At 40.7% G+C, this 14,800-nt stretch carries 13 protein-coding genes; 6 read left to right on the forward strand and 7 right to left on the reverse strand.

The genetic code is table 11. The features are described 5' to 3' along the window. Nucleotides 1-35: 35 nt before the first annotated feature. The 3 genes from L1S31_RS01155 to L1S31_RS01165 are packed head-to-tail and all read left to right on the forward strand — an operon-like array spanning nt 36 to nt 1,898. Entirely contained in the window at nt 36-629 is a 594-nt protein-coding gene (locus tag L1S31_RS01155; protein WP_236461048.1) for a LemA family protein, read from the forward strand. Between the two features lie 5 nt (nt 630-634). Further along, complete coding sequence (locus L1S31_RS01160) at nt 635-1,072, forward strand: TPM domain-containing protein (protein ID WP_236461051.1); 438 nt, start codon at nt 635-637, stop codon at nt 1,070-1,072. Nucleotides 1,073-1,112: 40 nt separating this feature from the next. Next, nucleotides 1,113-1,898 carry a TPM domain-containing protein gene (locus L1S31_RS01165; protein WP_236461053.1) on the forward strand — a complete coding sequence of 262 codons (786 nt, stop codon included), beginning with the start codon at nt 1,113-1,115 and terminating at the stop codon, nt 1,896-1,898. 189 nt (nt 1,899-2,087) lie between these two features. Here L1S31_RS01165 and L1S31_RS01170 read toward each other — a convergent pair whose 3' ends face one another. The 3 genes from L1S31_RS01170 to era all read right to left on the reverse strand — a co-directional run bounded on the left by L1S31_RS01170 (nt 2,088) and on the right by era (nt 7,855). Then, nucleotides 2,088-4,871, reverse strand: coding sequence for an outer membrane beta-barrel protein (locus L1S31_RS01170; protein ID WP_236461055.1), 2,784 nt, complete (start codon nt 4,869-4,871; stop codon nt 2,088-2,090). Nucleotides 4,872-5,528: 657 nt separating this feature from the next. Next, the gene (der, locus tag L1S31_RS01175; protein ID WP_236461058.1) at nt 5,529-6,839 is read right to left on the reverse strand and encodes a ribosome biogenesis GTPase Der; all 1,311 of its coding nucleotides are present in this window, start codon (nt 6,837-6,839) and stop codon (nt 5,529-5,531) included. 131 nt (nt 6,840-6,970) lie between these two features. Continuing rightward, nucleotides 6,971-7,855 carry a GTPase Era gene (era, locus tag L1S31_RS01180; RefSeq protein WP_236461061.1) on the reverse strand — a complete coding sequence of 295 codons (885 nt, stop codon included), beginning with the start codon at nt 7,853-7,855 and terminating at the stop codon, nt 6,971-6,973. Between the two features lie 640 nt (nt 7,856-8,495). Between era and L1S31_RS01185 the strand changes: the two genes are divergently transcribed. The 3 genes from L1S31_RS01185 to L1S31_RS01195 all read left to right on the forward strand — a co-directional run bounded on the left by L1S31_RS01185 (nt 8,496) and on the right by L1S31_RS01195 (nt 9,735). Further along, on the forward strand, nt 8,496-8,726 hold the full coding sequence (locus L1S31_RS01185; RefSeq protein WP_236461063.1) for a hypothetical protein: 231 nt from the start codon (nt 8,496-8,498) through the stop codon (nt 8,724-8,726). A gap of 183 nt (nt 8,727-8,909) precedes the next feature. Continuing rightward, nucleotides 8,910-9,329, forward strand: a complete 420-nt coding sequence (locus L1S31_RS01190; RefSeq protein ID WP_236461065.1) for a response regulator — start codon at nt 8,910-8,912, stop codon at nt 9,327-9,329. Between the two features lie 106 nt (nt 9,330-9,435). Further along, nucleotides 9,436-9,735 (forward strand): hypothetical protein, encoded by a 300-nt coding sequence (locus L1S31_RS01195; protein ID WP_236461067.1) that lies wholly within the window; start codon nt 9,436-9,438, stop codon nt 9,733-9,735. A 229-nt stretch (nt 9,736-9,964) separates the two neighbouring features. Here the strand turns inward: L1S31_RS01195 and L1S31_RS01200 are convergent, their stop codons facing one another. The 4 genes from L1S31_RS01200 to L1S31_RS01215 all read right to left on the reverse strand — a co-directional run bounded on the left by L1S31_RS01200 (nt 9,965) and on the right by L1S31_RS01215 (nt 14,635). After that, nucleotides 9,965-10,195, reverse strand: coding sequence for a hypothetical protein (locus tag L1S31_RS01200; RefSeq protein WP_236461068.1), 231 nt, complete (start codon nt 10,193-10,195; stop codon nt 9,965-9,967). 164 nt (nt 10,196-10,359) lie between these two features. Beyond that, nucleotides 10,360-11,556 (reverse strand): T9SS type A sorting domain-containing protein, encoded by a 1,197-nt coding sequence (locus tag L1S31_RS01205; RefSeq protein WP_236461070.1) that lies wholly within the window; start codon nt 11,554-11,556, stop codon nt 10,360-10,362. A gap of 101 nt (nt 11,557-11,657) precedes the next feature. Then, nucleotides 11,658-14,072 carry a hypothetical protein gene (locus L1S31_RS01210; protein ID WP_236461072.1) on the reverse strand — a complete coding sequence of 805 codons (2,415 nt, stop codon included), beginning with the start codon at nt 14,070-14,072 and terminating at the stop codon, nt 11,658-11,660. Between the two features lie 2 nt (nt 14,073-14,074). After that, nucleotides 14,075-14,635, reverse strand: a complete 561-nt coding sequence (locus tag L1S31_RS01215) for a hypothetical protein (protein WP_236461073.1) — start codon at nt 14,633-14,635, stop codon at nt 14,075-14,077. Between the last annotated feature and the right edge of the window lie 165 nt (nt 14,636-14,800).

The raw sequence follows: 14,800 nt of genomic DNA on the forward strand, positions 1-14,800 counted from the left end.
AACAAAAATTAAAAACAACTTTAAATTAAACACAAATGAACTTTAGAAAATTTTTACCTTGGATTATCGCATTAGTTGTAATTTTCATAATCTACAGCTGGGCATCAGGCATCTACAACAAAGCTGTAACCTTTGACCAAAACATCAAAGAAAGCTGGGGTAACGTTCAAACCGCTTACCAAAGAAGAACAGACCTTATTCCAAATTTGGTGGAAACCGTAAAAGGATACGCAAAACACGAGCAGACTACCTTAACCGCCGTTATTGAAGCAAGGGCTAAAGCCACTTCGGTGACTGTTGACCCAAGCAATATCACTCCGGAGCAAATGGCTGCGTTTTCACAGGCACAGTCTGGCGTTTCATCTGCCTTATCAAGATTATTGGTAAGCGTGGAGCAATATCCTGACCTTAAGGCAAATCAAAATTTCCTAAAACTACAGGACGAACTGGCAAGCACAGAAAACCAGATTTTAACTGCAAGGACCCGTTATAACGAAGCCATTAAGCCTTACAACAATAACATCAACACCTTCCCAAGAAATATCCTTGCCGGAATGTATGGCCTGAAGGAAAAACCATATTTCGAAGCTGCAGCTGGTGCTGATAAGGCTCCGAGTGTAAAATTCTAATCGGAATGTCTAAAGTAGAAAACTTCCTGACTTCTGAAGAAGAACAGGAAATCGTGGCTGCCATTGGCAAAGCCGAAAAAAATACTTCAGGCGAAATCAGGGTACACATAGAAAAAGAGACTTCCGCGTCAGCTATAGAAAGAGCGGTGGAAGTTTTCCAAATGCTCAATATGGAAAATACCCGTGAGCGCAATGGCGTTATCATTTATGTGGCTGTAAAAAGCAAACAGTTTGCCATTTATGGCGATAAGGGAATCAATGAAAAAGTCAGTGATGATTTTTGGAATTGTACCAAAGATGTGATGGCAGGCCATTTCCAAAACGGGGATTTCAAACAGGGATTGATCGATGGCATCCTGAATGCCGGCGAACAGCTTAAAAAGCATTTCCCTTATCTGGACAGCGACACCGACGAACTTTCAAACGAAATATCAAGAGGATAACTTATGGTTATTTTGAATTTTAAATGCTAAATTTTAAATTATGAACATTCCAAATTACAAGGGAATCCTTTATTTCGTTATCATCCTATTCACTTGTTTACCGGCCATTGCCCAATTTGACATTCCAAAGAAACCCGATTTCCAGACTTCGGTTTATGACTATGCGAACCTTTTGAGTGCCAGCGAAAAAACGCAGCTGGAAGAAAAACTGATTCGGTATTCCGACTCCACTTCCACACAGATTGTAGTCGTAACCATCGAAAGCCTGAAAGGCGAAGACATCGGAATCCTGGCTCCAAAATGGGGTCATGAATGGGGCGTTGGACAGGCAAAGGAAGACAATGGTGTTTTCATTTTGGTTGCCAATAAGGAACACAAAATCTGGATTGCTCCGGGTTACGGTTTGGAAGACAGGCTGACGGCTGGGCAGAATGGTGAAATCATCCGTAATGTCATCATTCCCGAATTCAAGGCCGGAAGTTATTATAACGGCCTGGATAAAGGTGCCGATGCGCTGTTTGATGTCTTTACCGGAAAATACAAAGGCGAACGGAAGGAAAACAAGAAAGGCGGAGGATTCCCTTTCATCCCTATCCTCGTAATCATCATTGTCATTATCATCATTGCGTCCAAGAATAAAAACAATCGCGGTGGCCGCGGCGGTGGAATGGACTTAGCCGACATCATCTTACTAAGCAGCCTTGGCAGAAGCAGTGGCGGTGGAGGATTTGGTGGCTTTGGCGGTGGAAGTTCAGGCGGTGGCGGATTCGGTGGCGGATTTGGCGGTGGCGGATTCTCTGGTGGTGGTGCCGGTGGAAGCTGGTAAGACTAAACAGCTGTTACAAAAAACAAAGCGTCACTTCGAGTGGTTTTGCGAAGCAAAATTTTATCGAGAAGCTTCATTTAACAACGGTTCTCGATACATTTTAATTCCACTACGTGGAATATAAAACACTCAAACTGACGGAACTAATTAATAAAAAAACCCTCGTCTTCCAAACGAGGGTTTTCTTTTTTACCAATGAAACCTGCTCCCTTCGGATTTCTTTTCCTTTCCGGCAAATTTCTCAATCTTATACGTTAATGAAAACATGGCGTAACGTTTCAAGACTATGTTTTCTTCATCCCTGATGCTCGTTGGCGTAATCGTCCGTGTTGCATTCTGGTTCTGGTTCAACAGATCGTATATCTTAACCTTGGCGGTGAATTTCTTGTTGTAGAAACTATAGGCAAGGCTGGTATTCCACAAATAGAAATCCTTCTTAAAGCCGTCAGCAATATTGGAGTTGTAGGTATACCCAAAATCATTTCCAAAAACCCAGTTCTTAGGCCAGTAATTGGTAACCTGCATATTGAACCTATGGATAAAACTCGAAGCCGAACCCACCACATAATTGCTATATTTAGTATCATTAAGAGTGTAACGATAGGTTGGATTTATCGAAAACAATTCGCCATAATCATAAGTGAAATTTACCCTTGGCGTAATGTCAAAAACATTGGCCTCATAGATTTTGCCATTGGTGTATCCTTTTGACAGATCATAGCCCGTATTGGCTCCAAAGCCAAATTTAAAACTGTGCACTCCTTTTTTTATGGTTTTGTTCCAATTGAAGCCCAGCCAGCTTTCATAAGTTCCCGAAATATTCTCAAAGGTTGTGGTTCGTTTCCTGTTGGCATCGTAAGTTGTAGAGGAAACAATCTGGTTGTCGTAATAACTGCCTCCGGTATAAATGCTGTAACCTGAACGCGTAGCATAATCAAAATCCCTAAAACTGAAATAAAACCGATGGTATTTATTCGGATTCAATTCGGCATTCCCTTTATAGGTATTTAGTGGGTTTGCCAAATTCTCAACCGGCAATACCTGATTGGCTTCCGGATAATCAACCTCATAATTATAATTTACCCAGATTCCTTTGGTCTTGGTAAAATTATAACCGCCCCAAACATCAAATACCGGCAGGATGTATTTCTTATTCAAATCAATGGTGTTTCCAAGATACAGCGAATGGTTGTCGAATTTAGTGATTGCCTGTCCTCCGGTGATGTAAAGATTGAGCTTGCTTTTTGAAATCTGGATTCCCGATTTGGCCCAAATGGTATTCCGGGTCGAAGTCATATAATTGGACAGCACATCATTTTCAAGGGTATAGGTTCCCAAAACCGAATCGAAATCAAATGCTTTCCTCTTATCCAGTTTCTTTTCCTGCTCCACATCCAGGCTGACAAAAACACTCAGTGAGTCAATGACGGGCTCGGTGTATTGCACACCAAACGAATACTTATCGCCTGTAGTCCGGGTATTCTTAATTTGGTTCCGGATGTCGTCGGGATCCGTTCCCTGGTAAAAAATGGTGCTCGAATTGGTCAGGTTGTCCTGCTGGCTCCTGATGTTTTCATTTTGTACCGAACCGCTGATATTCCTGCCTTTTCTACGGAACGCCTTGTTGAAATCAATCGTATTGCTAAAGCTGAGTTTATCATAATCATTGGTTACAAACGAACTGCTTTCATTCAGTAGCTGGTTGGCATCATCCAGCGATTCCTCAAAGGAACTAGTGGTGGATTTGTTGTTGGATTTGGCAAATTTTGGCGACATCACAAAGGAAAACGTCGAATCGATTTTATATTCGAGTTCCATGTTTAGGTTGTGGCTGTATTTGTCTTCCTTGGAATCGGAATTGGAATTGGTCGTAAAATTACCATCGGGCAGGAAGTTGATTTGATTGGTCTTTCTTTTATTATTGCTATCTGCTCCGGCAAAGAAGTAACTTGCCGTGGCATCAAAATCCTTTGCAAATTCATCCGAATAATTAATTCCTACAAGGTTGGAATGCGTGATTCCCTTATTGCCGCCAAAAGTCATCCCGTTCAACCCAAACGAACCATCCGAACTGGTATAAAAGGAATTGTTCCGGCTGCCGCTCATATTGTCAAAAATCTCATCCATCGAAAAACCCGTCGAGTTGATATTATTGGAGGAAGCCAAAGCACTGATTTTCCGCTTCCCCTTAAAATAATTGACCAGCGCACTGCTTTCGTAGCGCTTATCGGTTCCTCCGCCAGCCATGAATTTCCCAAACAATCCTTTGTTCTTATCCTCGTCAATGGTCAAATTAATGCTGGCATTATTGGAACTTGCCGCCTGTCCGGTGATTTCTTCCTTTTTGGTTTTGGTATCCGTAACCTGGACCTTATTGATGATATCGGAAGGCAGGTTCTGCAACGCAATTTTTCCGTCTTTGTCAAAGAACGGTTTGCCATTCACCAAAATCTGGTTGACTTCCTTTCCGTTGACGGTTATCTTTCCATCGGCATCGATTTCAACACCGGGTAATTGTTTGAGCAGTGTTTCTACATTCGCATCGGGACGCAGTTTGAATGAGGAGGCATTGAACTCGAGTGTATCCTTTTTGATCCTTATCGGTGGTGTTTCATTTTTGATGACAACCTCATCGAGTTTGTTTACCACTTCCTTCAGGGCAATGGTTCCAAAATCCCGGTCTTCGGTTATGGATTCCAACGCTATTTTGCTTTCGCGATAGCTTACAAACGAAACCTTCAGGAACACAGCCTGGTTGATTTTTTTGATTTTGAATTCAAAATTCCCAAGCTTGTTGGTAATGGTATAATCTACTACAGCCGAATCTTTAACGGCTGAAAGATAAACAGTGGCGGATTCAATAGGTAATTTGGTAGTCTCATCAACAACCTTTCCTTTCAGGGAAATGCTTTTCTGGGAAAAGGCAAAAGTGGAAACAAGCAGCAGGCAGGTAATCAGTAACGATTTTGGCATAAAAAAAATTAGCGGTTGGTTAGATTTACTAATAACGGCTAATTTCTTATTTTATTGTTAAATGTTAAAAATTCTTACGAAATAATTAACAATTCTAGATATCACCTTTGATTCGTTATATAAAACCTTTTTCAAATGATTATGCGTACTTTAATAATTTTATGTTCATTTTAGCTTCGCTCAGTTCGGCATTTTGCCTCGGGTCTTTGCTTGTCCAAAGAAAACATTTGATATTAAGAGGAGACTCGAGACCAAAGGTCGACTGTATGGAGCGATAGCGTAATAAATGTCCTGTGGACATTCGGTTTCTAATTATCCTGATTTATTACTTTTTTCCTTGATGAAAAAAGTAATCAAAAAAATGCTGCGCCAGTTCGCTTCGCTCGTGTCAAGCCTGCATATAAAAATCTCAAAAACTACTTCGAAGTTCCGTTCCGCGTCCCAAGCCGTTCGCCTTTGGCTCAACTCGTGCAACGCTGCCACTTCACTTCTCATTGTTTTATTACGATTTTTATATGAGGGCGGATTTGACTCCGCTGTTCTAAGATTCTGAGCCTTGAATTTTTGCTTCTTTTGCTTCAAGGCAAAAGAAGAAAGACATTGTATTAATTCGGATTATTTACAATGGTGTAAAAAATTCCCAATTGTCAAATCCAATTACTTCTCCCTAATATAAATATCAATCGGAACACCTGAAAAATCCCAGTTTTCACGGATTTTATTTTCAAGGAAACGTTTGTAGGCTTCCTGAACATACTGTGGTAGGTTGGCGAAGAACACAAACTGTGGCGTTGGTGTTGGCAGCTGCATGCAGTATTTGATTTTCACGTATTTTCCTTTTACTGCCGGTGGCGGATACGCCTCAATCAGTTTCAGCATGAAGTCGTTGAACTTGGAAGTCTGGATACGCTGTTTCCTGTTTTCAAAAACCTGAACCGTGGTTTCCAATGCTTTCAGCAAACGCTGTTTGGTCAGTGCCGACACAAATAAAATAGGCACATCGGTAAATGGTTTTAATTCCTCCTTGATTTTGTTTTCGTAATCTCGGGTCGACATGGTATCTTTTTCAACCAAATCCCATTTGTTTACCAAAACCACTACTCCTTTTCGGTTCTTTTCGGCAAGCCAGAAAATACTCTGGTCCTGTCCTTCAAAGCCGCGGGTAGCATCTATCAAAAGTATAATTACATCCGAATGCTCAATGGCACGTACCGAACGCATCACCGAATAAAACTCCAAATCTTCCTTTACTTTCGCTTTTCTTCTAATTCCGGCGGTATCCACTAAGTTGAATTCGAAACCGAAACGGTTGTATTTGGTATCGATGGCATCACGCGTAGTTCCGGCAATGTCGGTAACCACGAATCGGTCTTCCCCAATCAACGCATTGATGAAAGATGACTTTCCTGCATTAGGACGTCCTACCACACAAAACCTTGGCAGGGCTTCCTCTTCTTCTGTTGTTTCAGGCAATTCAGGTAAAACCTCAACCAGCTTGTCCAACAATTCCCCGGTTCCACTTCCGCTGATGCTGGCAATGGTAAAATATTCGCCCAAACCTAAATTATAAAACTCCACAGCGTCTTTTTCACGCATGGCGTTGTCTACTTTATTAACGGCCAATAAAATTGGTTTGGTAACTTTTCTAAGCAGTTTGGCAACCTCAGCATCCATTGGCGTAATGCCTTCCTCAACATCTACCACAAAAATAATGGCATCTGCCTCATCAATGGCAAGTTCTACCTGACGGCGGATTTCACCTTCAAAAATATCGTCTGAACCTTTGATGTAACCACCCGTATCAATTACGGAGAATTCCTTTCCATTCCACTCACTTTTCCCATAATTACGGTCACGGGTAACACCGCTCACCGAGTCAACGATGGCTTCCCTTCTTTTGATTAACCGATTGAAAAAAGTAGATTTCCCTACGTTTGGCCTTCCTACTATGGCGACAATATTGTTCATGCGTTTTTTTAATTTTGTGCAAAGGTAGTGTAAAGTTGCAGAGTGGCAAAGTCGCAGAGTGGCAAAGTGTTAAATATATAACCTTGGAAAACTTTGCGACTCTGCGACTTTGTAACTTTGCTACTCTTTTTTTACTTCTGATTATAGCCGAAACGTCGTAGCTGGTAACTATTACTCCTCCAATCCTTATTAACCTTAACATACAGTTCAATATGAATCTGCTTGCCAAAGAATTTCTCCAATTCCTCGCGCGACTGCATTCCGACTTTCTTTAGTGCGGCGCCTTTGTGCCCAATGATGATTCCTTTCTGCGTATCGCGTTCCACCATGATTACCGAACGGATGCGGATGATTTTTTCGTCTTCCAGGAATTCCTCGGTTTCGATTTCTACCGCATAAGGAATTTCCTTGTCGTAGTTTTTTAGGATCTGTTCACGGATGGTTTCGTTTACAAAGAAACGTTCGGGTTTATCGGTTAGCGCGTCTTTCGGATAATAAGGTGGTGACACCGGAAGCAGTTCCAATATCCTGGCAAAGACTTCCTTTACATTGAAATTCTCTAGAGCTGAAATTGGATAAATCTCTGCATTCGGAACCTTTTCCTTCCAAAGGGCAATTTGCTCTTCGAGCTGCTGCTGATCGGATTTGTCAATTTTGTTCAATAATAATAATACGGGTATCGTAGAGTGGATGATTTTATTGAAAAATGCTTCGTCCTTTAATTCCTTTTCTCCTATTTCGACCATGTATATCAACACATCGGCATCTTCAAAGGCAGACTTTACAAAGTCCATCATCGATTTCTGCATTTCGTAAGCGGGTTTAATGATTCCCGGTGTATCGGATAAAACCACCTGGAAATCCTCTCCATTCACGATTCCCAATATCCTGTGGCGCGTAGTCTGTGCCTTCGAGGTGATAATGGATAGGCGTTCCCCAACGAAAGCATTCATTAAGGTTGATTTTCCAACGTTTGGATTGCCGATTATATTTACGAATCCTGCTTTGTGTTCCATGATGCTACAAATAAGGGTGCAAAGATAAGGATTTCTTGTTCATTTTAGCTCGCTCAGTTCGGCTTTCAGCCTCGATTCTTTGTTTGCCCAAAGAAAGAATTTGATATTAAGAGGACTTGTCGGCAATAGTCAGATATAAGCTCTTTCTTTTGTCTTGAAACAAAAGAAACAAAAATTCAAGGCTATGCATCTTCGGCGGTCAAATCTATTCTCAAATCCTAAATGAAAAGAACTCGCTTCGCTCAAACAACTTTTCATTTTACGGATTCTTCGAATATTTGACACTCGCCTGCCAGATGCTAATGCCAAAAAATCTACTTCTTAGAACAGTGAGGTGAAATCCGCCCTCATATAAAAATCGTAAAAAACAATGCAGAAGCGCAGTGGCAGTGCTCCACGAGTTGAGCCAAAGGCGAACGGCTTGGGGCGCGGAACGTAGCTTCAAAGTAGTTTTTACGATTTTTATATGCAGGCTTGACACGAGCGAAGCGAACTGGCGCAGCATTTTTTTGTTACTTTTTTCATCAAGGAAAAAAGTAATAGAAAAACCTCCGTATGGTTATTATATAACCGAACCCTGTGATATTGTAATTAAACAAAACCACTACACCACTAACTTTGATATTACAAAAACACTATTATGAAAACCGCCAGTAAACAACTCAAATCCAAAAACGATATCCCTGTCAATGCGGAAGCAGGCAATACCTCGGTATCCCAACCCGGGCCTGAAGACGGACGCGACCAAAACATAACGCCCAACTCAGCGAGCTATGACCCTGACAACGGAAAATCAAAACAGGCGAAAGACCATAATGTGGAAGTTCATCGTACCGATGAAGACGACTCTATGAAATCAGCAAGGCTATAATTAATTCACTTACTTTTATATTGAAGATAAACCCATAATAACTCTATGGGTTTATTTTTTTTATAACCCCGTCACAAACTTGCATTTCAACGATAATTATGTAACGCTACTGCAGATTTTTATAACACCATTGAGGGTAAAAACCCAGAAATTTGCTTAGATAAAAAACTAAATAAATTGATTATGGAACCGTTACACCCCCTTAGAATAATGGTTGCCGACGACGACGATGACGATCGCGAATTATTTCGGGAGATTTTTGAGCGCGACGAACGGTTTACGCTTATGGGCTGCCTGGAATCGGGCATGGAAGTGCTGAATGAAATCAGCCGTAAAAAGAACATACCCGATGTATTGCTGGTAGACATGTACATGCCTTTCTTTACCGGTGTCGACCTGGTAAAGGCACTCGCGGAACTGGACGCCGCTCCTACGCTTTACAAATTTGTGATCTCGACTACCACCAACATCGCCGAAAACGAATCCCAACTGGACTCCCCATATATAGTATTCCTTAAAAAACCGGTTACGATGCAGGAAATCAATGCGCTCCCGGGTGTTATCCTGGGGTATATGCAGCATAGGTTGGAAAAAGTTGGTTAGATTGTTGTAATAAAGGGTAAAGCTGCAGACGTTAATTGTTCTTTACTATCGCAACTGTTTCCACGAGACGAGAACCTATAATTATTTTAGTCTATTTTCTTTTGCCTTGATGCAAAAGAAACAAAAAATCAAGGCTATGAATCTTCGACGGTCAATTACAATTTCGAATCCTAAAAGAAAAGAACTCGCTTCGCTCAAACAGCTTTTCTTTTTACGGATTCTTCAATTGATTGACACTCGCCTGCCAGATTCTAATGCCAGAGAACTGCCTCTCAGAACAGCGGGAGAAAACCGCCCTCATATAAAAATCGTAATAAAACAATGCAGAAGCGCAGTGGCAGCGTTCCACGAGTTGAGCGAAGCGAACGGCTTGGGGCGCGGAGCGAAGCTTCAAAGTAGTTTTTAAGATTTTTATATGCAGGCTTGATTTTTTTGATTACTTTTTTCATCAAGGAAAAAAGTAATAGAGAAAAAACAATTAAAAATCGAATGTCCACAGGACATTTATTACGCTATCGCTCCATACAGTCGACCTTTGGTCTCGAGTCTCCTATTAATATCAAATGTTTTCTTTGGGCAAGCAAAGACCCGAGGCAAAAGCCGAACGGAGCGAAGCTAAAATGAACAACATACGGTTATACCGCGCTTCCCGGTCCGCTTGGGTCATTACTGTCTGGGAAAGGGCTGTTGCCTTCGGCAGGGTCTACGTGTCCCCAGTCGCCTTCCTCTTCCTCTTCTTCCTTATCCTTGTCATCATTATCCGGATCCGGGTTTTGGGAAGCATAGTAGCGTTCGATTACTTCAGTATCGGCGCCATAGTAAATGGGCTCCTCATTTTGTGCTGTGTTTCTGTGTGTGTTTTCCATGACTTTAGTTTTAGAAAGCTAAAGTTACTCACATCCCAATCGGTATGTGTTATGGAATTTTGGAGAAATGTTATGGGATTCCTGCCATTGGTTCTCGATACATTTTTATTCCACTTCGTTCCATAAAAACACTCGAACTGACGACGCGTATTGTCGGTAGAAAATTAAGGCACCACAATCTTCCTGCTATAACGCTTACCCTCGTTCGCAATATGCAACAGATAGATGCCGTGCGGAAGGGCATGCGATATTGTATGTTCAGTAGCGTCATTTGGGAACTCATCCGAAAGGACCGCTTTCCCATCTAGGGCATAAACGGCGGCACTATAACCTGCAGGCTGGGCTGAACTGATTACAATACTACCCTGCGCGGAAACCACAGTGAAGGGGTCTGCGTTATATTCGGGTAAAGCCAGTGTGGGTTCCCATGAATAAAAGGTCGTGAGCGTGAGGCTGTTGGAATTCCTTCCATTACCCACATATACTTTACTGCCTAAGGTGAACGTGGAAGTCCAAAAGCGGTTGCCACCGGTAAAATCACCCACCTGCGTCCAGGAATCGGCTGCCTCATTATACTGCCAGAGATCTATAGGGAACTGGCCTGTATAGCCAAGCCCCATATAGGCCTTTCCATTTACGGTAAATGCGGTGGTGTATCGCCTTGCACCTCCTGTAAAGTTGTTTTTTTGTGTCCAGGTTTCCGTAGCGGGGTCAAACATAAAAACGTGGTCGGAAGTATAATCGTTAAATGTGGTCCCGTTGTATGCCGAGCCCGTGGCAAAATAGCCTTTACCATTCAGTACAAAAACAGCACTCTCGTAATGATGCCAATAGTAATTGATATCGGCCAGCCGTGTCCAGGTGTCGGTAGACGGATCGTATTTGTAAAAGTCGAGTTTGCGGCTGCCTGCGAGTCCAAATCCCGCGTACCCATAATTGCCAATCCCGAAAGCAATAAGGTCTTCACGATTCCCTCCGGGGTAATTGGCTTTTTGTGTCCAGGTATCGGTGGCGGGGTCAAACTCCCACATATCGTTGTGTATATTACCATTAGGAAGGGTATCATCCCGCCCTGTAAGCACATAGGCTTTATTCCCTACCGTAAAACCCCGCGAACCTCTGCGTTTACCTGCAGGAAAATTGCTCTTTTGCGTCCACGTATTAGCATCTGGATTGTATTCAAAGGTAGTTTCGCGGGTTGCGGTTGTGGTCTGTCCTGTGCAGACGTAGCCTTTATTGCCTATCGCGAATGAAACGGCATTATAGCGTTCGCTGCCCAAAGCCATTGGAGCTACAGCAACCCAGGGCTGTGCCGTGGCGGTAAGCCCTGCCAAAAGCAAAAATAATAGGATCTTTTTCATCGCAACTGTTTTGTAATGGATTGGGGGTAAAGGTAGTGAAAAAGAAATGGGTTTTTGTTTTAGATAGTCTGTTTCAGTCTGCTTATCAAACTTAATCATTGCTATGCATGCTCAATATAATCCGGGTATTTCGCAACAAAACTTTCGATGGACTTCATTAATAAATTATTGGAATTACTTAATTCGAGGTAGCAGGTATCAATTGCTCTTGTAAGGGCCATTATTACCCATGTTGCTGCATATTTATCTTTTCTGAATTCAGGATCCATAATTTCGTTGAGAAGAAAATTATCCGCTTCATCCTCATTCCTTTTAGAATCAAAAAAACCATTGACGTCAAAACACATTGTAGCCCATGCTTCCAAACCGCGGCTTGATTCATAATAAATTGCCCTGATGCTTAACGACCCCGGGACACTCTGCCTTTTTTTATCTACATTTCCTGTAGCATTCCAAAACCGGGATTCATTAATTATTTTATCAGCTATTGCTACTAATCCCCATTCCGACTTATTTTTACTACCGTCAAGCTTTATGACATCATATTCGTTAATCTTAAAATTTTTTATGGTTTCCGAATTTTCAATATTCCCTGACCCCGATTCTTTTGCGTTTTTCAGCATTAAAATAGAATCATACGAAGTGCATCCCTGACGAGCCCCTTTTTTCAAGAGTGTATTAATCAATTTTGCCTTTTTTTCTAAATCAGCGTTATAGTTTTTATCAATAATTATGGTGCCATGGTCATCGCTTTCCATGGGTTCCACATTTAAGTCAATTCCAAAAGATTCGGCGATATGGTTGGCTAATGCAGCTATTGCCGGCTTCATTCTATATGATTTTCGCCTTTTAATGTATTGGTAACTTTCTATTTTTAATCCTTTTGAAACACTCCAGTCACAAACCTGGGAATACCTGATTAATTGTTCCTTTCCACCACTTGCAATAACTATATTTTTCGGATTAAATAGCGAGAAAAAAATATCTCTTTCATAGGGATGGCAATCCTGCGCTTCGTCAATATATAATGTTCTTCCTGCATGAAAACCTTTGATACTTTTGCCATATCTCTTTTTTAATTCTTCCAAATCTATTTTGCCGCTACCATCTTTCAATGAAGATTTAAGATTCATGCTGTTTTCCAATAATTCGAATTTGTTTTCAATTTGAAAATCCCTGAAAAACAAATCCAGGTTTTGGACTGCCTTTAAAGTATTTTTTAGTACCTCGTGGTAGTCTGATAAAAAAATGCTGGAATGAATGTTTTCCTCAAGCTGAGCAATTTTGTGCTTTTTAAACAACTCTATGTAGTGCAGCGTTTTGGCTTCATCATAAAAATCCTTGAACATTTCGCTGTGATTTATAAAATCAATTGCCTCTCTTTTTAAGCCTTCATCCAAAATAGGCAGGTTTTGGAAATAGTTTTTAAGCTCATTCCTGTTACTGATTTTCTTTGCCGCCCTTATATCCCTAAATATATTTTTTATCCTGTCGAAACGCTCATCCAATTTTGTTTTCAATTCGGTTATCCTGGCCTCAGACATCAATAATACAACGCCCAGTTTTTTTGAAATGTTATACATGAATGAATGAATCGTATTGGCGGTAGTCGATGCTTTCGAAGCTCTTTGTCCATCCGATAATGCCGTATCAAACCCTATGATCTGCCTGGATATCTCAAATACCAGTAAATGATTATAGGTTAAGAAAGTCGCTTTCCTACCAGTAAGGCTGTTTTGCAGCATCCATTTTAATAAATCTGAAGATTTGCCCGAACCAGGTTTCCCTCTGACTTCGACTAACTGCGTTCCAATTTCATCAAAGGCCTTTTGGGATGCCAGTTCAAATTTGTTCTGGAACCGTTCAATCTTTTGTTTTGTTAAATATCCCAGCTGGCTATCTAAAGATGCTGTTTCAAAAATACCGTGAATGGAAAATTCATAATAGTCGTCGTAGTTCCAATCAACATAGCCCGGGAACTTCAGGTAACTGTTTAGGCTGATGCATTTTTTTATTAAATCAAATGTCAGCGATGGTGCAATAATTGTGTGTTCAGCGACCTTTTTCTCATCATTCAGCACCCAAAAAATAGGATGGACTGTAATATTTTCACGTAGCCCACAAGCTTCATGCAGGTAATTGGTAAGTCCCCATTTTAGTTTGGACGCATTGTCCTGTAAATCCAAATAACTACCATCTGCCTCTATTTGGTCTTCATAAATATCAATTTTGGTGTCTTTATATTCCTTTACTACCGATACTGCAATAATCAGATTACTTATATACACGAAACCTTCGCTCGTATCTATTCTTGGCTTTCGCGCTCCATTGGGAACTTTTACAAAAATCACTAGGTCAAGCGTAGCGGGATTAAGTACTGGAACAGGAAAATGATTTAAGATTAAAACTTCTGCCCTTTCACAATCGTTTCCCAATTCATTATGGATGGATCTTTTTAAATCTTCATAATTTAAAAAAGGATTTGTTCCATTAATCTTTGAGAATAAAAGTTCCATGATTATCTTTTCTCGATTATGTTGTTGGCAATTTTGATGATGGTTCCTGCTATCTCAGCTTTATCTCCTATAGCGGAATGGACTAAAGCCTTTATGCCCTCTTCATTCAATTTGAACTCCTTTAATTCATGGGTTTCGATAACAATCATTGCGGGATTGAGTGCCGGCAGGCCTTTAACAAAAAGTTGGTATTGATACCCTATTTCAACTTTTTCAATGCTGCCAAATGCAATGATTCCGTCTTTCTTTTCTTTGTAGTATCGTTTATAAGGGAAAACCTGAACAACGAAATCATTCATAAATTTCTCTTCGGCATCTTTCCTTCCTTTTTCATAACTGTCCTTTTCGACATCTATAACCTGCTTTCGCAGTTCGAAAATCTGATTTTTGAGTTCCTCTTCCCTCTTGGCGATTTCGTTTTTATCTTCATACTCATTTCTAATGTTCTGGGTATTCAAATCAAATGAAAGGTTATTTATCTCTTTGGATTGTTTTTGTAGGGAATACTGATGGTAGAAATACCAAACTGCTGACACTACAAATATTGTTATGATGATTTCCATTAGGCTGTGGGATAAACAACTAAAGTATTAAATTATTTTTTATGAGGAGCATAAATAATTCGCATCAAACGATTATGAATATCGAAACTATTAAAACTGATTGAAGGAAGACAATAAAATAAGGTTGGAGAATCACGATAGTCTGGGTTTTGCGATTATAGGCTA

It is taken from the genome of Flavobacterium wongokense, assembly GCF_021608265.1.
GTDB classification, from domain to species: Bacteria; Bacteroidota; Bacteroidia; order Flavobacteriales; family Flavobacteriaceae; genus Flavobacterium; species Flavobacterium wongokense.